Genomic DNA, 19,866 nt, shown 5'->3' on the forward strand with positions numbered 1-19,866 from the left:
GGCAGTCCCCAGGCACGCGGCGTATTCTCGGGCTCGATGAACACCGAGACCCGCGCCGAGATCCGCAACGAACAGGCGCAGAACCGCTACACCATCACTCTCGACGACGAGCTGGTGGGGTTCGCCGACTACCACCTGGTCGGCCACTCGATCGTGTTCACGCGCACCGAAGTCGACCCGCGCCGGCGGGGCAACGGTGTCGCCTCGCAGCTCGTACAGGGCGCGCTCGACGACGTGCGGGTCGGCGCGCTGGCCGTCGTGCCGCAGTGCAGCTTCGTGTCGTACTGGATCGACGCGCACCCCGACTACCAGGAGCTCGTCGACCGCGGCTAGGGGCTAGCGGCGGTCGCGGAACGCGGCGACGGCGTCGGCCGCGAGCTGGTGGTCGATCACGTCGGGCTCGCCCGATGCCGTGATGGTGCCCACCGGCGTGCCCTCGGCGAAGATCGGGATCGAACCGCCGTGCGCCCGCATCACCGAGTGGTCGATGTTGGGGTCGACGATGTCTTCGAACCGCGTTCCCGCCTGCTCGTGCCGACGGCGCACCAGGAGCGACGGAACGCCGAAGTACCAGGCCACCGCCGCCTTCCCGGCCAGCCACGGATCGTTTCCCGGGCCGGTGCCCGCGCCGATCTTCGCGCGGTAGACGAGATCACCCTCGAGCACGACGTCGACCGCCAGGTCGAGCCCGCGCTCGCGGATGAGCTCGGCGGCGATGGTGCCGAGCTCGTAGGCATCCGCTCGCCCGAACGACGGCAGGTCGAGGCTCGGCACCGCCTCGAGGCTCTCGACGGTGAAGACGGGAGGGTCGCTGTTCGTCGTCACGGGACGCGTCCGATCCATTCGGGGGTGCTGAACTTCGAGGTCACGAGAGCTTCGGCCGCCGCGCGCTCGTCCGGTGTGATCTCGGAGGGGGTCGCGCCGTAGAGCGCGGTGAAGGTGGCGATCAGGCGGTCGATGATCTCGCCGCGCGAGAGCCCGGTCTGGCTGCGCAACGGGTCGACCCGCTTCGCGGCCGACTTTGTTCCCTTGTCGCTCATCTTCTCGCGGCCGATGCGCAGCACCTCGGTCATCTTCTCGCCGTCCATGTCGTAGCTCATGGTGGCGTGGTGCAGCACGGCGCCGTTGCCGAGCCGCTTCTGGGCAGCACCGCCGATCTTGCCCTTCGCCGACGAGATGTCGTTGAGGGGCTGGTAGACCGCCTCGATGCCGAGCGACTTCAGCGCCTGGATCACCCACTCGTCGAGGAACGCGTAGGAGTCGGCGAAGCTCATGCCCTGCACGAGCGCGGCCGGGGCGTAGATGGAGTACGTGACGACGGCATCCGCATCCATGAACATGGCGCCGCCGCCGGAGATGCGGCGCACCACCTCGAAGCCGTACTTGGCGGCGTTGTCGAGGTCGACCTCGTTCTTCACCGATTGGAAGCTGCCGATCACCACGGCGGGCTGGTTCCACTCCCAGATGCGGAGGGTCGGGCCGCGCCGGCCCTCGCCGACCTCGTTCGCCAGCACCTCGTCGAGCGCGAGCTGCATCTGCGGCGTCTCCGGGCCGGAGTGGATGAGCTGCCAGTCGTAGTCGGAAAAGCTCGTCGCCGACGCCAGCGCGCGACGGATGGCGACCGCCACCCCCTCGGGCGAGAACCCGAGCAGCACCGCGCCGGCCGGCAGCGCCGCCGAGATCGCGGCCGCGATGGTCGCCGCGTCGGAATCGGCCGCCAGCCCGTTCACCGCCTGATCGATCAGCGGCAGCGCGTCATCCGGTTCGAGGAAGAAATCGCCGGCCAGCCGGAAATTGCGGATGCGCCCCTCGACCACGTCGAGATCCACCACCACCAGCTTCCCGCCGGGCACCTTGTATTCACCGTGCATCTGAGCCCTCTCTGCCGAACTCAGCCTACTTCGGCGCCCGGCGGTCGCGCCGTGCTCTTAGTCGAAGGTCACCAACCACGACGTGCCGTCGGGGCCGCCGGTCGAGCTCACGACGCTCGATGCGGCGACTGCCAAGGTCGACTTGTCCCAGACCGTCGCGAGACACGACCCCGGAGAGACGCCAGGCGAGGTCCACGCCTGAAACCACAGAGTGGGCGCGTACACGCCACCCACCGTGAGCGGCGAGGACATGTAGATGCCATTCGTGCAGCTGATGGACGCGTGATACCGGCTGAGGTCACCGTACGCGAGGCCCGACACGGCGCTCGGCGGCACGTTCTGCACGACGACCATGAAGGCGTTACGCACTGACCAGTCAGGACTGAAGCGGGCGGACGTGGCGTCATCCACGCTGGGAGTCGTCGAGGGCTTCGGGGTCGGTGCGGTGCAAGCGGGAACGTCGGAATCGCTCGAGCAATGTGGCATCGCGCTGGCCCCGGAGACGCCGGCGCCGACCAGAGCGCCGGCCAGGGCGAGACCGGCGGCGATGCGCATCAAGGCGTTTCGATGGGTGGTGAACATGAATCAGGTCCTTCATCTCAATGGCCCGACCCATCGCAGTGCATGACTTTACCTCATTTCAGGATGCTCGCCCGACAGCGATGGAAACACCGCGTTGACACGGCGTTCACGGGGAGCGATTAGCGTTGGGGTATGACTTCAACCGTCACTCGCGATGCAAGCCGTCTCGCCACGGCCCAGGCCATCCTGTTCGACCTCGACGGCGTGCTCACTCCGACCGTCGAGGTGCACATGCGTGCCTGGGAGCGCCTGTTCAGCGGCTATCTCGCCGAGCACGGCGCTGCGCCCTACACGGTCGACGACTACTACCTCCACATCGACGGCAAGCCCCGGGTCGACGGCGTGCGCTCCATGCTCGCCTCGCGAGGCCTGGAGCTGCCGCTCGGCACCCCGGACGACGCCCCCGGCGGCCCCACCGCGTGGGGCCTCGGCAACCTCAAGAACGGCGAGTTCGCGGCCGAGCTCGCCGAGCACGGCATCGCGCCCTACCCGGGCTCCCTCCACTTCCTCACCGCCGCCCTCGACGCCGGTTACGAGGTGGCCGTGGTGTCGAGCTCGCGCAACGCGGTGGCAGTGCTGGAGGCAGCGGGCATCCGCGACCGCTTCGAGGTCATCGTCGACGGCGAGGTGGCCGCGGCCGAGCACCTCCCCGGCAAACCCGCACCCGACACGTACCAGCGCGCCGCGGAGCTGCTCGGGCTCTCACCCGAGGAGTGCGTCGTGGTGGAGGACGCGCACTCCGGCGTCCAGGCCGGCCGCGACGGCGACTTCGGCCTCGTCGTGGGCGTCGATCGCGGCGTCGGCGCGCAGGAGCTGCTCGACTCCGGAGCCGACATCGTGGTCACCGACCTCGACGAACTCACCTCGGCGCTGCGCTGAACCTGCGCCGCGCCGCCGCTTTCGCTAGCATCGACCGACCGCGTCCTCCTCGTCCGAGAAGAAGCCCATGAATCCGATCGCCTCCGACCCGCTCGACCGCTCCCAGTTCCCGCTCGACGAGTGGGCGCTCACCGAGGCCGAGTTCCACACGTCGACCCAGGGCCGCACCGAGACGCTCTTCGCCATCGGCAACGGCTACCTCGGCCTCCGCGGCAACTTCGAAGAGGGCCACAAGGCCCACGCCGAGGGCACCTTCATCAACGGCTTCCACGACACCTGGACCATCCGGCACGCCGAGGAGGCCTACGGCTTCGCGCGCGTCGGCCAGACCATCGTGAACGCACCGGATGCCCGGGTCATCCGCCTCTACGTCGACGACGAACCGTTCGTGGTGGCCGATGCCGACACGATCGAGTACTCCCGCCGCCTCGACTTCCGCACCGGCGTGCTCGAGCGGGTGGTGGAGTGGCGCACGCCCTCGGGGAAGCGGGTGCTCATCCGGTCGCGACGGCTGGTGTCGTTCACCGACCGCCATCTCGCCGTCATCGACTACGAGGTGACGATGCTCGATGCGGATGCCTCGGTGCTCATCTCGAGCCAGATCCTCAACCGGCAGGACCGCGTCGACGAGTACTCGGCGGCGGGAGTCGGCGGCAACGGCGGTGGCAGCGCGGTCGCGGCGGGCGGCGCCATCGCCGACCCGCGAAAGGCCTCCGGGTTCGGCGACCGGGTGCTGCTGCCCCGGTTCAAGTGGGTGCACGAAGGGCGTTACGTGCTGGGCTACCGCACGGCGAACTCGGGCATGACGATCGCGGTCGGCGCCGAGCACCACCTCGAGACCGAGAACGACTGGGACGAGACGGAGCAGATCGACGACGACATCGCGAAGCACGTCTACCGCATCCACGCGAAGGCGGGTCAGCGCATCCGTCTGGTGAAGACGCTGGCGTACCACACCTCGTCGACCGTGCCCACGACCGAGCTCGCCGACCGCGCGAACCGCACGCTCGACCGCATCCGCGAGTCGCCGATCGAGGAGGTGTTCGAGCGCCAGCGCGAGTGGCTCGACGACTTCTGGGAGCGCTCCGACATCGTGGTGGCCGGCCAGCCCGACGTGCAGCAGGCCATCCGCTGGAACCTGTTCCAGCTCGCGCAGTCGACCGCCCGCACCGACGGTGGCGGCATCGCGGCGAAGGGTGTGTCGGGCTCGGGCTACGGCGGGCACTACTTCTGGGACACCGAGATCTACGTGCTGCCCTTCCTCACCTACACCTCGCCGCAGGTGGCCCGTAACGCGCTGCGCTTCCGGCAGGGCATGCTGCCGGCAGCCCGCGAGCGCGCGATCGAGCTCAACCAGCGTGGCGCGCTGTTCCCGTGGCGCACCATCAACGGCCTCGAGTCCTCGGCCTACTACGCGGCCGGGACGGCGCAGTACCACATCGACGCCGACATCTCGCACGCGCTGTCGCAGTACGTGTCCGCCACCGGCGACGAGGATTTCCTCTCCCGCGGCGCCATCGACATCCTGGTCGAGACCGCGCGGATGTGGGCCGACCTCGGCTTCTGGCGCGGGCACGGCGGGGCGTCGGAGACCTTCCACATCCACGGTGTGACCGGGCCCGACGAGTACACCACGGTGGTCAACGACAACCTGTTCACGAACGTCATGGCCCGCGCGAACCTGCGCGCGGCGGTGCGCCAGACGCGCCGGATGCGGGAGCGGGACCCTGAAGCATACGAGCGGATGGTGAAGCGGCTCGACCTGCAGGAGGACGAGATCCTCGAGTGGGCGACCGCGGCCGAGGCGATGCACATCCTCTACGACGACGACCTGGGCATCCACCCGCAGGACTCGCAGTTCCTCGAGAAGGAGCTGTGGGACCTCGAGAACACCCCGGCATCCAAGCGCCCACTGCTGCTGCACTTCCACCCGCTCGTGATCTACCGCTTCCAGGTGATCAAGCAGGCCGACGTGGTGCTCGCGCTGCTCCTGCAGGGCGACGAGTTCACCACCGACGAGAAGCGGCGCGACTTCGAGTACTACGACGCGCTCACGACGGGCGACTCGACGCTCTCGGCGTCGACGCAGTCGATCATCGCGGCCGAGGTGGGCTACCGGGAGCTCGCGCTGGGCTACTTCCACGCCGCCCTGTTCGTCGACCTCGGCGACCTGCACAACAACACGGCCGACGGCATCCACGTGGCCTCCACCGGCGGTGTGTGGAGCGCCCTGGCGTTCGGCTTCGGCGGGATGCGCGACTACCTCGGGACGTTCACCTTCGACCCGCGGCTGCCCGAGGAGTGGGAGTCGCTGGTGTTCCACGTCACGATCCACGGCTCGCTGATCGAGGTCGACCTGCGGCAGGACCGCATGACCTTCACGATCGAGAAGGGCGCCGCGGTCGAGCTGTTCGTGCGCGGCGAGCGGATCGAGGTGGGTCCGGGCGCACCGGTGACGGTGGCGCTGGCGGACGACCGCCCCTCGATCGAGGGCGCACCCACGACCTCCGACATCGAGGGCACCGTGCGGGCAGACGGCTCCGTCATCACGGCCTCGATGCCCACCATCGTGGCCGACCACGACGACGCGGAGGTCGTCGTCGGGATGGACTGATGGGTCACCCCGTCGGCGGCGCCAGGCCGAGGCGGGGGTAGAGCACCTCGAAGCCCTTCTCGAAGCCGCCCTCGAGCGCATCGACCACGTGGCCGGCGCCCGGGATGACGTAGTACGTCGTGTTCCAGCCGGCCGCCTTCGCCGCCTCCGAGGAGCCCTGCGCCTCGGGGATGAAGGTGGGATCGTTGCCCCCGACGGTGAAGATCGCGGTGGTGTCGGGGTACGCGTGCGCGCCCGACTTCAGGATGGCCTCCGGCTTCTGCGCCTCGAACGCCGCTGCGTCCCCGCCGAAGAGGTTCGCGATCACCTGGTCGGGCTCCTCCGACCCCGGGTACTCCTCCCCTGAGATGTCGAGCACGTTGCCCCACAGCTCGGGGTATTTGGCGCCGTACTTGAATGCGCATCCGCCGCCGTTCGAGTAGCCGGCGATCACCCAGTGCGCCGGATCGTCGATGATGCGGAGGTTCGCCCGCGCCCACGCCACGACGTCTTGCGTGATGAACGACTCGGCGTTGCCGAGCTTCGCGGTGTCGGCGCAGACGGGATCGACGTCGGGGCTGCCGAGCTGGTCGGCCACGATCACGATCGGCGCCAGGCCTTTGTTCTTCGCCGCGTACTCGTCGAGCACCGTCGCGATGTACTGCACGTCAGGGTTGCCCGGCTGGCCCATCATGAGGATGACGAGCGGCAGCTCGGGCGCGTTCGGCACCTGCGCGGCGGGCGGCAGGTAGATGCCCGCGGGCCTGCTGGCGAAGCCGGAGGCGGTAGCCGGGATGACCTGCGTGCCCGTCTTGCTCGTGGTCGGCATGTCGGCGGGCGGCGTCCAGGTCTCGTAGAGGGGCTTGCCGGCGGTGTCGGGGTCGGGGCTGCCGGTCGGCGTCGGATTGGGCTTGTTCGCGATGTCGATCGGGTTCTCGATGGTGATGCCCAGGAGCGCTGCGATGGTCGGGTTGAGCCCGAAGTAGGCGTTGATGCCCAGGGTTCCGGATGCCGCGAACAGCACGATGCCCACGATCGCGACGAGTTTGCGCCACCACCGCGACCGCCACAGGTTCACCACGGCGAGGCCGATGGCGGCGAAGGTGGCGACGATCCAGGCGTCGGTCTGCACGGTGAGCGGCACCCCGAACACGTTCAGCACCTCGACGACGGCGATGGTGCCGAACGCGACCAGGGCGCCGCCGAGCAGGCCGACCAGGGCGGTGAGCACCCAGCGGATGCGCGGCGGCCGCACGAGCAGGTAGACGAACGCGGCCGCGGCGAGCGCCCACACCACCCAGGGCACCGGCCCGTCGATGATGCGGATCTGGAGGATGGCGTCCACCTAGCGGGTTCCGGGTTCGTCGGGGCGGTGGTCCGAGCGGTCCGCGTCGTCCGGGTCGGGCGCGGCGAAGTGCTGGTCGAGCCAGGCGACGAGGTCGGCGACCACCTCGGCGCGGTTGGTCTCGTTGAAGATCTCGTGGCGCGCATCCGGGTACACCGTGAGCTGCACGTCGCTGAGACGCGACCGGTGGAGGTAGGCGTCGCGAAGCTTCTGGGCGCTGCGTTCGCCGCCCAGGGTGTCGTCGGAGCCGACCATGATGAGCAGGGGCACATCGGCGGCGAGTCGCTTCGCGGGTCGCCCGAACAGGCGCAGGGCGTCGGCGAGGCCGAACAGTTTCAGCACCTCGGCGGCGAACATCAGTTCGTCACCGGCGGCCCGCTCCTGGGCGGCGATGTCGCGGCTCAGCCACTCGTAACCGTTGCCCTGCCCACGGCCGGGGCGGTGCTTGCGGGTGAGGTCGCCGCCGTCCATGTGGCCGGGCATCCGGTACGCCGTGCCACTCAGCACGACGCCGGAGTAGTGGCGCAGCGCGGGTGTGTTGACGAGCTTCTGCACCATCAGCGAGCCCCAACTGTGCCCGAGCACGATGAGGGGGACGTCCGGATGCTCGCGACCGAGTTGCACGCCCAGCTGACGGATGTCGTCGACCGTCGCCCGCAGTCCGCCCTCGCCGAGGTCGCCGAGCCGGCTGCGGTCGTCGCCGTGCTGGGCGAGTCCTGTCGCGCCGTGACCCCGCTGGTCGGCGGCGTACACGCTGTAGCCCGCAGTGTTCAGATCGGCGGCGAGGGTGCCGTAGCGGAGGGCGTGCTCGCCGACGCCGTGGGAGATCTGGACGACCGCCTTCGGGTTCGGCACCGTCCACCCGTAGTAGGTGATCGTCACGCCGACTTCGTCGGTGAAGTGAGCGGTGAAATGGGCTGCCGGATGCGCGGCGGCGGGGTCCTGCGGCATACGTCATTGTTGCATGTTGTCCACAGGCCGAGGCGGATGGCGCGTTGTCCACAGATTGGGCGCCGGCCCTCGGTGGTCGCGGAAGTCGACATATCGTCAGTTCATGACCAGATCGAACAGTCACTCGTCCCGTCCCTCCCGCCTCTTCTCCCCGGCCGCCGGTGCCGGCGCTGCGATCGCCGTCGTGCTCGCGCTCGCCGGCGGTTCGACCGCCGCGTTCGCGGCGCCCCCACCCGATCACGCCGCGATACCTCGGGCGGTGAGCGGGGAGGAGCTCTCGGAGTCGCTCGTCGAGCGGATAGACGGTGCCGACCGCTATGCGGTGTCGGCGGCCATCTCGGCCCACAGTTACGACCCCGGCTCACCCGTCGCCTACGTCGCGTCGGGCGAGGTGTTCTCCGATGCGCTGTCGGCGTCGGCTGCGGCCGGAGCCGAAGGGGGAGCCGTCCTGCTCACCCAGAAAGACGCAATCCCCGCCGTCATCGCCACCGAGCTGCGCCGGCTGAAACCGCACGACATCGTCGTGCTGGGCGGCACGGCCACCATCTCCCCCGGCGTCGAGACGGCGTTGCGCGCCTTCGCGACCTCGGTGACCCGGGTGTCGGGCGCCGACCGCTACGAGGTCTCCGCCGCCGTCTCGGCGCGAGTGTTCGGGTCGCATCGGCCCGTGGCGTACGTCGCGTCGGGCTCGTCGTTCTCCGACGCCCTTTCCGGATCGGCGGCGGCCGGGAGGTTGGGCGGCCCGGTCCTGCTCGTGACGCACGACGCCGTCCCCACCCTCGTCGCCGACGAGCTGCGGCGCCTGGCTCCGGGCAAGATCGTCGTGCTCGGCGGCACGAGCAGCATCTCCGATTCGGTGGTGACGACCCTGCGGTCGATGGCGACGACCAGTCGCATCGATGCGCCGGACCGCTACGCCGTGTCGGCCGCGATCTCGGCCGACGCCTTCCCGCCGAGCGCGCAGACGGTCTACGTCGCCTCGGGCACGGTGTTCGGCGACGCCCTCTCCGGCGGCGCTGCCGCGATCGCGAACGCCGCGCCGATGCTGCTGGTCACCGCCGACGCGGTGCCGTCGTCCGTGGGCGTCGAGCTCGATCGGCTACGGCCGCACCGCATCGTCGTGCTCGGCGGCACGGCATCCGTCTCGAGCGCGACCCTCGAGCAGCTCCGCGACTTCCTCCGGCGGTGATGACCGTGGGCATCCCGGCCGGTGACGGCTCACGACTCGCGCGTGATCTCGACGGTCACGAACAGTTTCGACCCGAACGGCCCGGCGTAGACGCCGCGCAGCGGCGCCACGTCGTTGTAGTCGCGGCCCCGGCCGACGATCACGTGGCGGTCGCCGATCTCGATGGAGTTGGTGGGGTCGAAGCCGCGCCATTCGCCGCAGAACCACTCCACCCAGGCGTGGGACTCACCGGCGATCGTCTCACCGATCGCGGCGTCCGGCTTCGGGTGCAGATAGCCGGAGACGTACCTGGCCGGGATGCCCACCGACCGCAGGGCACCGATCGCGATGTGCGTGATGTCCTGGCAGACCCCGCGCTTGTCGAGCCACGCCTCGCGCGAGGTGGACTGCACCCCCGTCACACCCTGAACGTACTCGACGCGCCGGCCAATCTCGGTGCAGATCTCGAGGGCGGCGTCGCAGGGCGAGTCGTGCCTCGCGGCGATCTCCTCCGCGAGAGCGGCGAGGTCGGCGGCCGGCTCGGTCAGCCGGGTCTGCTTCGTCTGCTCCACCTGACTCGTGGCCTGCGCGGCCGCGGCGACCAGCGAGTCCCAGTCGATCGGGTGCGGCTCATGGGTGCGGGGTCGCACCTCCACCAGAGAGGTCGCGGTGAGCGAGAGCTCGCGGTGCGGCGTCAGAATCTCGAACGACGAGACCCGGGTGCCCCAGTAGTCCACGTAGTTGTGCGAGGAGGAGACGGGCGCGATCTCGAGCGAGGAGTGCAGCACGAACTGGCCCTCAGACGAGACAGGCAGCATGCGCGCCTCGTTGTAGGAGGCCTGCACCTCCCCTTCGTAGCGGTAGCCGGTGACGTGGCGGATGCGGAGACGTTTCATGCGCTTTCCCCGATCCAGCTCGGTGCAGCGTTCGTGGGGAAGTACCGTTGACGAACCGCCTCCGATGCCGCGCTCGTGGCCTCCTGCACACCGTCCATGTGGCGCGGCAGCTCCTGCAGGATGTCGGTGATCGGCCGGTACTCGAGTTGCGAGCGGATCTGTCCGAGCAACCGTTGGGCGCTGTCGGAGACTCCGACCCGCTCGTTCCGGGGAGCGAGGTCACGCAGGCACTGCTCGGCCCGGGTCACGGAGTAGAGGATCGAGCGAGGGAACAGCCGGTCGAGCAGGAGGAACTCGGCTGCGTTGCGCGCCGAGGGCACACCCCGGTATGTCCGCAGGTACGCCTCGTACGCCCCGCACGAGCGCAGAATGGTCGTCCACGACGGGCCGGAGGCCTCGGTGAGCGACCGCGTGGCGAGCAGCCGGGCCGTCATGTCGGCCCGTTCGATCGACCGGCCGAGGGTGAAGAAGTGCCATGCCTCGTCCCGGCTGGCCGACGAGTCCATGATGCCCACGGCGAGCGCGGAGCGGTCACGCACCCAGCCGAAGAACTCGTGGGTCTTCTCGGCGGCGACGCGTCGCGGCATCCTGGCCCGGGTCGTGTTGAGGCACTCCCAGAGTTCGGTCGACACGATCTCCCTGGCTCGTCGGGCGTTCTCGCGTGCGGCACCCAGCGAGTAGGCGATGGAGGCCGGGTGAGCGCGGTCGACGGCGAGCGTGGCGAGTACGTCGGCGCGGGTGAGCGACCGGGCGTCGTCGGGCACGTCGCTGCCCATCACCGAGAGCAGCGAGCGGCAGGCCAGGTTCTCCTCGATCCACGGGTCTTCGAGCAGCAGCTGGAGGTGCACGTCGAGGATGCGAGCCGTGCCGTCGGATCGTTCGATGTATCGCCCGATCCAGAACAGCGATTCGGCGATTCGCGAGAGCATGGCCATCACGACTCCTCTCCGCGGCCGGCCGGCTGATGGCTGCGCTGTTGCTGTTGCTGCTGCGCTTGATCCTGGTTTCGCGGACGATCCTCCGGCGAGTGGTCGGGCTGGTGCCCCACGATGGTGATCGACTGCGTGTTGGCGGCCTGTTCGGCGACGAGACCTTGGATGTTGTGCCCGTCGGCCGACGACGAGAGCACGTCCTGGCCCACCACCCAGGTGTCCTTCGATCCGCCTCCCTGCGAGCTGTTCACCACGAGTTGCCCCTCAGGCAGGGCCACCCGGGTCAGCCCACCGGGCAGCACCCAGATGTCGCTGCCGTCGTTGACGGCGAAGGGCCGGAGATCGGCGTGGCGGGGCCGCATGCCCTCCTCGACCAGCGTGGGGATGGTGGAGAGCTGCACCACGGGCTGGGCGATCCAGCCGCGGGGGTCGTCGATGAGACGAGCGCGCAGGGTCTCGAGCTCCTTCGGGGAGGCGTCGGGGCCCACGACGAGACCTTTGCCGCCCGAGCCGTCGACGGGCTTCACCACGAGTTCGTCGAGCCGGTCGAGCACCTCCTCGAGCGCCCCCGGGTCTTCGAGCCGCCAGGTGTCGACATTCGGGATGATCGCTTCCTCACCGAGGTAGTAGCGGATGAGGTCGGGCAAGTACGTGTAAACGAGCTTGTCGTCGGCCACGCCGTTGCCCACCGCGTTCGCGATGGTCACGTTGCCGAGCCGGGCGGCGAGCAGGAGCCCGGGCGAGCCGAGCATCGAGTCGGCGCGGAACTGGAGCGGGTCGATGAACTCGTCGTCCACACGGCGGTAGATGACGTCGACACGGGTCGGGCCGGCCGTGGTGCGCATCCACACCTTGCCGCCCGAACAGAACAGGTCGCGGCCCTCGACGAGCTCAACACCCATGAGCCGGGCGAGCAGGGTGTGCTCGAAGTACGCCGAGTTGTACACACCCGGGGTGAGCACCACGACGGTCGGGTCGTCCACGCCCGACGGCGCCGACGCGCGCAGCGCCTGAAGCAGCTTGTTGGGGTAGTCGCCCACCGGGCGCACCCGCATCGACACGAAGAGCTCCGGCAGGGTCTGTGCCATCACGCGGCGATTCGAGATGACGTAGGAGACGCCGCTCGGTACGCGGACGTTGTCCTCGAGCACCCGCCACGCGCCCTTCTCGTCGCGGATGAGGTCGATCCCCGACACTTGGATGCGCACGTTGTTCGGCGAGACGATCCCGGCTGCCTCGCGATGGAAGTGGTTCGACGAGCTGATCAGGCCGGCCGGGATGACGCCGTCGCGCACGGCGGCCTGCGACCCGTAGATGTCGGCGAGGAAGGCCTCGAGGGCGCGTACGCGCTGCTTGACCCCGGCCTCCACATCGACCCACTCCTGCTGCGCGATCACGCGCGGGACGGCGTCGAGCGGGAACGGCCGCTCCTCACCCGCGAAATCGAAGGTCACGCCCTGGGCGAGGTAGGAGCTCGCGAGCGCATCCGTGCGGCCGCGCAGCTCCTCTTGCGTCATGCGCGCCAGCGCGGTGTAGATGTCCTTGTAGGCCTCACGCGCCTCGACCGGGTCGTGCGACTTCGGTTCGGGGAACATCTCGTCCCACGCGGGGGCCGCGCCTCGCCGCGTCCGCGGCATGAGGGTGGCGCCGTAGCCGTCGAACAGGTCAACCATGCGGGCGAGCCTACAGCGGCGGTGTTGCGGCGGTGTTTCCGAGTTCTGCGGCGAAGTGCCTCACGGGCCCGCCGTCGATTCGCGAACGATCAATTCGGGCTGGAAGACCACGTGCCGGCAGTCGGTGGTGCCGGGCTTCTCGATCTCGGCCATCAGGAGTTCCGTCGCCGTGCGGCCCATCTCCCACGCGGGCTGACGGATCGACGAGATCGGGATGGCCGCGTTCGCCGCGAACGAGATGTCGTCGTACCCGATGAGCGCGATGTCGTCAGGCACCCGCACCCCGGCGTGCGTCAACGCTTGCAGCGCCCCGAGCGCGATCAGGTCGTTCGCCGCGAACACCGCATCGGGACGCTGGGCCTTGGGCAGAGCGAGCAGCTGCTCGACTCCGAGACGTCCTGCCTCGGCCCGCATCGAGTCGAGCTCCAGCACGCGCACCGGGCGCGCATCCCGTTCGCGCGCAGCGTCCTGCGCGCCGCCCGCGCGCTGAGCAACCTGCACGATGGCGCGGGTGCCACCGACGAAGGCGAGGCTCGTGCGCCCGGTGTCGAGCAGGTGCTCGGCCGCGATCTGGCCGCCCCGGTAGTCGTCGACCGAGACCGACGAGAAGCTCCGCGCGTTCTCGTGCCGGTCGACCAGCACGACCGGCGAACCGCGTTCGCGCAGCCGCTCCAATCGGGCGAGCACGTCGCCGACGGGGGTGATGAGAAGGCCCGCCACGCGCTGCTCCTCGAACAGGTCGAGGTAGGTGAGTTCGCGCGCCGCGCTCTCGCCGGTGTTGCCGAGGATGAGAGAGCGGTTGAAGTCCATGAGGGTGTCCTCGACTCCCCGCGCGATGTCGGTGAAGAACGGGTTGCTGACATCGAGCACCATGATGCCGACCGTGCGGCTCTGGCCGACCCGCAGTTGGCGGGCGGCGTCGTTGCGAACGAAGCCCAGCTTGTCGATGGCCGCCTGCACCCGCTTCGCCGTCTCCGGCGCCACGGGCTTCGACTGGTTCAGCACGTTCGAAACCGTTCCCACCGACACTCCGGCGAGCGCCGCGACGTCACGCACGTTAGCGGTTGCCATTCACACCTCACTGTGGCCGAGACGGTGTCGTTGCGACGCGGAGCCACTCGAATTCGAACGTTTCACGACAATAGCGCGCCAGCGCCACCGTTGACGAGTGCGGACCCCATGTCGTAGATTGTGGGTTCGTCGTTATAACGTTTCACCAGCCTGTCCACCGTCGGCCAGGCCCCACCCGATGAGGGGAACCCGATGCAGCGCGTGTGCTTCCAGCTCCAGGTGAAGCCTGAGCACATCCCGGAGTACACCCGCCGGCACGCGGCGATCTGGCCCGAAATGGCTGAGGCGCTCGCCGCGAGCGGCTGGCACAACTACTCGCTGTTCCTGCGCCCAGACGGCCTGCTGATCGGCTACTTCGAGACGCCGTCGCTGGAGGCGGCACAGGCCGCCATGGCGGCGACCGAGGTGAACGCTCGCTGGCAGGCCGAGATGAGTGCCTTCTTCGTCGACCTCGACGGGGCGCCGGATACCGGATTCCTGCAACTGACGGAGATCTTCCACCTCGAGGATCAGCTGGCCTGACCGAGCCCGACCCGAGCAGTGAATCGTTTCATCGACGCCGCCCGACCACCTCGACCACCTCGACCACACGATCGAACACACGAAAGAGATATCCCCCATGGTTCAGTTCAGCGACATCGCTTCCGACCTCGAACGTCAGGCCATCGAGTTGCCGAGCTGGGCGTTCGGTAACTCAGGCACCCGGTTCAAGGTCTTCGGTACACCGGGCACTCCCCGCACACCGGAGGAGAAGATCGCGGATGCGGCGGAGGTCAACCGCTACACCGGTCTCGCCCCGAAGGTGGCACTGCACATCCCGTGGGACAAGGTGGAGAACTACTCGGCGCTGCGCTCCTACGCCAACGACCTCGGCGTCGACCTCGGAACCGTGAACTCGAACACCTTCCAAGACGAGGCGTACAAGTTCGGCTCGCTCACCTCGAGCGACCCGGCAGTCCGGCAGAAGGCCATCGACCACCACCTCGAGTGCATCGAGATCATGCACCTGACCGGCTCCCAGGATCTCAAGATCTGGCTCGCCGACGGCACGAACTACCCCGGGCAGGGCGACATCCGTTCGCGCCAGGACTGGCTCGCCGAGTCGCTCCACACCGTCTACGACGCCCTCGGCAACGAGCAGCGTCTGGTGCTCGAGTACAAGTTCTTCGAGCCGGCGTTCTACCACACCGACGTGCCCGACTGGGGCACCTCCTACGCGCACGTCTCCGCCCTCGGCGACCGCGCGTTCGTCTGCCTCGACACCGGCCACCACGCGCCGGGCACGAACATCGAGTTCATCGTGGCGCAGCTGCTGCGGCTCGGAAAGCTCGGCTCGTTCGACTTCAACTCGCGCTTCTACGCCGACGACGACCTCATCGTGGGCGCGGCCGACCCGTTCCAGCTGTTCCGCATCCTGTTCGAGGTGGTGCGGGGCGGGGGCTACGCCGCCGACTCCCCCGTGGCCTTCATGCTCGACCAGTGCCACAACATCGAGGACAAGATCACCGGCCAGATGCGCTCGGTGCTCAACGTGCAGGAGATGACGGCCCGCGCGCTGCTCGTCGACCGCGAAGCCCTGCTCGCGGCCCAGAACGCGAACGACGTGCTGGGCGCGAACGGCATCCTGATGGATGCCTTCTACACGGATGTGCGCCCGCCCCTGGCCGAGTGGCGCGAATCGCGCGGCCTTCCTGCCGGCCCGATCGCCGCCTTCAAGGCGTCCGGCTACCAGGAGAAGATCGTCGCGGAGCGGGCCGGCGGGGCGCAGGCGAGCTGGGGCGCCTGACCCGCGCCCACAGGTTTGCGGCCCGGGCCCTGGTGGTGGGAGTCCCGGGCCGCAATTCACAGCGACATAAGGCTGGGGCCGCAGTGACGCCCCGCACCGGCGGCGCGAGTGTGCCGTAGGGTCAGTGAGTGGCGAACGACGGATCGGCGGCGGGCGAGGGCGTGAGCGCGCTCCGGCCGCCCGCGAATTCAGCGCCGGTTCACGCCGAGCAGGCGCGACAGCGCACCGTCGGGGCCGCCGTGCAGCTCGGTACCGAGGTGAGCATCAACCTTGGCTCCGCCCTAGCGGGACTCGTCATCCCGATCGTCGGCGCTCCCATCGTGGTGGCCGCCCGTCAGCTCGTGATGGCAGCGGTGCTGCTCCCCTTCTACCGCCCGAAACGAGCCGAGCTCAGCTGGCGCCGGCTCTGGCCCGCGATCGCGCTCGGCGTGGCCCTCGCGGCGATGAACCTCAGTTTCTACCAGGCCGTGCACATCCTCGGCCTCGGCATCGCCGCGACCATCGAGTTCCTCGGCCCGCTCACCCTGGCACTCGTCACCTCCCGCCGGCTGCTCGACGTGATCTGCGCGATCGCCGCCGGAGGCGGGGTCTTCCTGCTCACCGGGTTCGACGGCACCGTCGACGGCTGGGGCATCCTGCTCGCCCTCACCGCTGCGGCGGCCTGGGCCGCGTACATCGTGCTCACCCGCCGCGTCGCCACCCGGCTGCCCGGCCTCGAGGGGCTGACGGTCGGCGGCATCGTGAGCCTCGTCATCCTGCTCCCATTGGCTGCCGTGACCATCGACCCCGGCGCCTTCGACTGGCAGGTCATCGCCCTGCTCGTCGGGGTGGGCATCCTGTCATCGGCGCTGCCCTACAGCCTCGACACGTTCATCCTGCGCCGCATCACCCCGCGGTTGTACGCCATCATCACGGCCTTCGGCCCGGTCGTCGCTGCCGTGTTCGGCTGGCTCATCCTCGCCGAGCAGTTCACCGCGCTCGAGGTCGTGGCGATCGCCATCGTCTGCACCGCCGCCGGTACCGCCATCGCCACCCAGCGCGAGCAGCCGGGCCCTCGAACGTCCGACCTCAAGCGCGCCGCCGAGATCACGCCCTGACAGCAGGCCGAAGGGCACGAATGCGTTGAGCATCCGCTAGCGTCGGCTGTGGACAGGAGAGCAATGGGAGGCGTGCGGTGATCGGCGCGGAACGCCGCGAGCGCCTGCTCGGGCGGCTGGAACAGGACGGCGTCATCCGGCTCGAGGAGACGGCCGCCGAGCTCGGCGTCTCGACCATGACGGTGCGCCGCGACCTCGAGGCGCTCGAGCGTGAAGGCGTTGCGGTGCGCGTGCGCGGCGGTGCGGTCGCCGCCGTGAAGGCCCGCTCGTTCGAGGAGCGCCAGGGAGTCGACGACGCCGCCAAGACCGAGATCGCCCGCAAAGCACTCGACCTCGTGCCGGCGTCGGGCGCGATCGCGGTCGACGCGTCCTCGACCTCCGGCCACCTGCTGAGCCAGCTGCGTCACGCCTCAGACCTGGTCGTGGCCACCAACTCCGCACACAACCACGCCCGTGCCGCCGCCGCGCGGGGCACCCGCGCCATCCTGGTCGGCGGAGAGCTCGAACCGCAGACCGACAGCTTCGTCGGGCCGATCGCCTGCGCCGCGGCCGGGATGCTCAACTACGACCGCTTCTTCACCTCGGCCTCGGCCGCCGACCTCGAGTACGGCACGAGTGAGACGATCCTCGAGGAGGCCCAGGTCAAACGCGAGATGGTGCGGGCCGCGCGCGAGACCGTGCTGCTCATCAACGCCACCAAGCTCGGCCGCCGCGCCACCGCGGCCGCCATCCCGTGGGAGCACATCTCGGTCGTCGTGACCGAACTCGATCCCGCCGACTCCCGCTTGGACGCCCTGCGCCCGCTCGTCGAGCTCCGCTGACGCCGAACGTCTCGAATCCGTTCACCGCCGCGTGGTTGACGGTCAGAAACACCGCTGTTAGGTTTTGTGAAGTTCACATGATTTGACATGACCGGAGAACCCATGACCTCCCGCGCCGCTGCCGACCTCATCGCACGATCGAACCGCCTCGGTTCCGACCCGAAGAACACCAACTACGCCGGCGGCAACACCTCCGCCAAGGGCCTCGACATCGACCCGGTGACGGGCGAGGAGGTCGAGCTGATGTGGGTGAAGGGCTCCGGCGGCGACCTCGGCACCCTCACCGAGAGCGGGCTCGCGGTGCTCCGCATCGACCGGCTGCGCGCGCTGCAGAACGTCTACCCCGGCGTCGACCGCGAAGACGAGATGGTGGCGGCGTTCGACTACACGCTCTTCGGCAAGGGCGGCGCAGCCCCGAGCATCGACACCGCCATGCACGGCCTGGTCGACGCCGCGCACGTCGACCACCTGCATCCCGACTCGGGCATCGCCATCGCCACAGCGGCCGATGGCGAAGCGCTCACCACCACCGTCTTCGGCGACAAGGTCGTCTGGGTGCCGTGGCGCCGCCCCGGCTTCCAGCTCGGCCTCGACATCGCCGAGATCAAGCGCAGCCACCCGGATGCGGTGGGCTGCATCCTCGGCGGTCACGGCATCACCGCGTGGGGCGACACCAGCGACGAAGCCGAGGCGAACTCGCTGTGGATCATCGACACCGCCGCCGAGTACATCGCCGCGCACGGCCGGCCCGAACCCTTCGGCCCGGCCCTCGCGGGCTACGGTGCCCTGCCGGCGGCCGAGCGGCGCGCCAAGGCCGCTGCGCTCGCGCCCACGATCCGCGGTCTCGCCTCCACCGACAAGGCACAGGTCGGCTCGTTCACCGACGCCGAGGTCGTGCTCGACTTCCTGGCTTCCGCCGAGCATCCGCGGCTCGCCGCTCTCGGCACGAGCTGCCCCGACCACTTCCTCCGCACGAAGGTCAAGCCGCTCGTGCTCGATCTGCCCGCCGACGCCTCCGTCGAGGAGTCGATCGCCCGCCTGAAGGAGCTGCACGCCGAGTACCGTGCCGACTACGCCGCGTACTACGACCGCAACGCCAGCCCCGACTCCCCCGCCATGCGCGGCGCCGACCCGGCGATCGTGCTGGTGCCGGGCGTCGGCATGTTCTCCTACGGCGCCAACAAGCAGACCGCCCGGGTCGCCGGCGAGTTCTACATCAACGCCATCAACGTGATGCGCGGCGCCGAATCGCTGAGCAGCTACGCGCCCATCGACGAGGCAGAGAAGTTCCGCATCGAGTACTGGGCGCTCGAAGAGGCGAAGCTCCAGCGGCTGCCCAAGCCGAAGTCGCACGCCACCCGGGTCGCCCTCGTGACCGGCGCGGCCTCCGGCATCGGCAAGGCCATCGCCACCCGGCTCGCCGCCGAGGGCGCCTGCGTCGTCGTGGCCGACCTCGACCTGGCGAAGGCCGAGGCGGCGGCCGCCGAACTCGGTGGAACGGATGTCGCGATCGGGGTGCAGGCGAACGTCACCAGCGAGGCCGACATCGAGGCGGGCATCCGCGCCGCCCTGTTGCAGTTCGGCGGGCTCGACCTGGTGGTGAACAACGCCGGGCTCTCGATCTCGAAGCCGCTGCTCGAGACCACCGAGGCCGACTGGGACCTGCAGCACGACGTCATGGCCAAGGGCTCCTTCCTCGTGTCGAAAGCCGCCGCCCGCGTGCTGATCGAGCAGGAGATGGGCGGCGACATCGTCTACATCTCGTCGAAGAACTCGGTCTTCGCGGGCCCGAACAACATCGCCTACTCGGCGACGAAGGCCGACCAGGCGCATCAGGTGCGGCTGCTGGCCGCCGAGCTCGGCGAGCACGGCGTGAAGGTGAACGGCATCAACCCCGACGGCGTGGTGCGGGGCTCCGGCATCTTCGCCGGAGGCTGGGGCGCGAAGCGCGCGGCGGTCTACGGCGTGCCCGAGGAGGAGCTCGGCGCCTACTACGCCCAGCGCACCCTGTTGAAGCGCGAGGTGCTGCCGGAGCACGTGGCGAATGCCGTCGCCGTGCTGACGGGCAGCGACCTCACCCACACCACGGGCCTGCACGTCCCGGTCGACGCCGGCGTCGCCGCCGCCTTCCTGCGGTGACCCCCCGCACAATCCTCGCGACCCGTCAGTTTTGGCCCTATAGTCCGAGTTTCAGGGCCAAG

The 19,866-nt window shown here is 69.5% G+C and carries 18 protein-coding genes; 9 read left to right on the forward strand and 9 right to left on the reverse strand.

Translation table 11 applies throughout. The features are described from left to right. The first annotated feature begins 36 nt into the window (after window positions 1-36). Window positions 37-333: a GNAT family N-acetyltransferase gene (locus tag AC3WLB_RS17820; protein WP_022898478.1), complete on the forward strand. Its 297-nt coding sequence runs from the start codon at window positions 37-39 to the stop codon at window positions 331-333. A 3-nt stretch (window positions 334-336) separates the two neighbouring features. Here the strand turns inward: AC3WLB_RS17820 and AC3WLB_RS17825 are convergent, their stop codons facing one another. From AC3WLB_RS17825 to AC3WLB_RS17835, 3 genes are read right to left on the reverse strand one after another with little or no spacing between them, the layout of a single operon-like run. Further along, on the reverse strand, window positions 337-825 hold the full coding sequence (locus tag AC3WLB_RS17825) for a heme-binding protein (RefSeq protein WP_492508280.1): 489 nt from the start codon (window positions 823-825) through the stop codon (window positions 337-339). After that, window positions 822-1,871 (reverse strand): lipoate-protein ligase LplAB, encoded by a 1,050-nt coding sequence (gene lplAB / locus AC3WLB_RS17830; RefSeq protein ID WP_022898476.1) that lies wholly within the window; start codon window positions 1,869-1,871, stop codon window positions 822-824. Before lplAB ends, AC3WLB_RS17825 begins: the two co-directional genes overlap by 4 nt. Window positions 1,872-1,928: 57 nt before the next feature. Further along, window positions 1,929-2,453, reverse strand: coding sequence for a hypothetical protein (locus AC3WLB_RS17835; RefSeq protein ID WP_022898475.1), 525 nt, complete (start codon window positions 2,451-2,453; stop codon window positions 1,929-1,931). Window positions 2,454-2,585: 132 nt separating this feature from the next. On the opposite strand from AC3WLB_RS17835, the gene AC3WLB_RS17840 reads away from it, so the two are divergent. Together AC3WLB_RS17840 and AC3WLB_RS17845 are read left to right on the forward strand one after the other, a co-directional pair. Continuing rightward, the gene (locus tag AC3WLB_RS17840) at window positions 2,586-3,332 is read left to right on the forward strand and encodes an HAD family hydrolase (RefSeq protein ID WP_492508282.1); all 747 of its coding nucleotides are present in this window, start codon (window positions 2,586-2,588) and stop codon (window positions 3,330-3,332) included. Window positions 3,333-3,399: 67 nt separating this feature from the next. Further along, a complete protein-coding gene (locus AC3WLB_RS17845; protein WP_492508284.1) occupies window positions 3,400-5,946 on the forward strand; it encodes a glycoside hydrolase family 65 protein in 2,547 nt (848 codons plus the stop codon). A 4-nt stretch (window positions 5,947-5,950) separates the two neighbouring features. On the opposite strand, the gene AC3WLB_RS17850 is transcribed toward AC3WLB_RS17845, so the two are convergent. Together AC3WLB_RS17850 and AC3WLB_RS17855 are read right to left on the reverse strand one after the other, a co-directional pair. Beyond that, window positions 5,951-7,270 carry an alpha/beta hydrolase gene (locus AC3WLB_RS17850; RefSeq protein WP_492508286.1) on the reverse strand — a complete coding sequence of 440 codons (1,320 nt, stop codon included), beginning with the start codon at window positions 7,268-7,270 and terminating at the stop codon, window positions 5,951-5,953. Continuing rightward, window positions 7,271-8,221 (reverse strand): alpha/beta fold hydrolase, encoded by a 951-nt coding sequence (locus AC3WLB_RS17855; protein ID WP_492508288.1) that lies wholly within the window; start codon window positions 8,219-8,221, stop codon window positions 7,271-7,273. Between the two features lie 103 nt (window positions 8,222-8,324). Here AC3WLB_RS17855 and AC3WLB_RS17860 point away from each other — a divergent pair, with 103 nt between their 5' ends. Continuing rightward, window positions 8,325-9,410, forward strand: a complete 1,086-nt coding sequence (locus AC3WLB_RS17860) for a cell wall-binding repeat-containing protein (protein ID WP_492508290.1) — start codon at window positions 8,325-8,327, stop codon at window positions 9,408-9,410. Window positions 9,411-9,439: 29 nt separating this feature from the next. Here the strand turns inward: AC3WLB_RS17860 and AC3WLB_RS17865 are convergent, their stop codons facing one another. From AC3WLB_RS17865 to AC3WLB_RS17880, 4 genes are read right to left on the reverse strand one after another with little or no spacing between them, the layout of a single operon-like run. Continuing rightward, the gene (locus tag AC3WLB_RS17865) at window positions 9,440-10,285 is read right to left on the reverse strand and encodes a transglutaminase family protein (RefSeq protein WP_492508292.1); all 846 of its coding nucleotides are present in this window, start codon (window positions 10,283-10,285) and stop codon (window positions 9,440-9,442) included. Beyond that, the gene (locus tag AC3WLB_RS17870) at window positions 10,282-11,214 is read right to left on the reverse strand and encodes an alpha-E domain-containing protein (protein WP_492508511.1); all 933 of its coding nucleotides are present in this window, start codon (window positions 11,212-11,214) and stop codon (window positions 10,282-10,284) included. The genes AC3WLB_RS17865 and AC3WLB_RS17870 overlap by 4 nt, the downstream gene beginning before the upstream one ends. Window positions 11,215-11,219: 5 nt before the next feature. Beyond that, complete coding sequence (locus tag AC3WLB_RS17875; RefSeq protein WP_492508294.1) at window positions 11,220-12,890, reverse strand: circularly permuted type 2 ATP-grasp protein; 1,671 nt, start codon at window positions 12,888-12,890, stop codon at window positions 11,220-11,222. A 60-nt stretch (window positions 12,891-12,950) separates the two neighbouring features. Beyond that, window positions 12,951-13,961: a LacI family DNA-binding transcriptional regulator gene (locus AC3WLB_RS17880; protein WP_492508296.1), complete on the reverse strand. Its 1,011-nt coding sequence runs from the start codon at window positions 13,959-13,961 to the stop codon at window positions 12,951-12,953. Between the two features lie 192 nt (window positions 13,962-14,153). Between AC3WLB_RS17880 and AC3WLB_RS17885 the strand changes: the two genes are divergently transcribed. The 5 genes from AC3WLB_RS17885 (at window position 14,154) to AC3WLB_RS17905 (ending at window position 19,804) form a co-directional block, all read left to right on the forward strand. Beyond that, window positions 14,154-14,483 (forward strand): L-rhamnose mutarotase, encoded by a 330-nt coding sequence (locus AC3WLB_RS17885; RefSeq protein ID WP_492508298.1) that lies wholly within the window; start codon window positions 14,154-14,156, stop codon window positions 14,481-14,483. Between the two features lie 97 nt (window positions 14,484-14,580). Continuing rightward, entirely contained in the window at window positions 14,581-15,747 is a 1,167-nt protein-coding gene (rhaI, locus tag AC3WLB_RS17890) for an L-rhamnose isomerase (RefSeq protein ID WP_492508300.1), read from the forward strand. Between the two features lie 128 nt (window positions 15,748-15,875). After that, on the forward strand, window positions 15,876-16,844 hold the full coding sequence (locus tag AC3WLB_RS17895) for an EamA family transporter (RefSeq protein ID WP_492508302.1): 969 nt from the start codon (window positions 15,876-15,878) through the stop codon (window positions 16,842-16,844). A 77-nt stretch (window positions 16,845-16,921) separates the two neighbouring features. Further along, window positions 16,922-17,665, forward strand: coding sequence for a DeoR/GlpR family DNA-binding transcription regulator (locus AC3WLB_RS17900; RefSeq protein ID WP_492508304.1), 744 nt, complete (start codon window positions 16,922-16,924; stop codon window positions 17,663-17,665). Between the two features lie 87 nt (window positions 17,666-17,752). After that, window positions 17,753-19,804 (forward strand): bifunctional aldolase/short-chain dehydrogenase, encoded by a 2,052-nt coding sequence (locus tag AC3WLB_RS17905; protein WP_492508306.1) that lies wholly within the window; start codon window positions 17,753-17,755, stop codon window positions 19,802-19,804. The last annotated feature ends 62 nt before the right edge of the window (window positions 19,805-19,866 follow it).

The sequence above is a fragment of the Herbiconiux sp. FW305-C-125 genome (genome assembly GCF_058783455.1).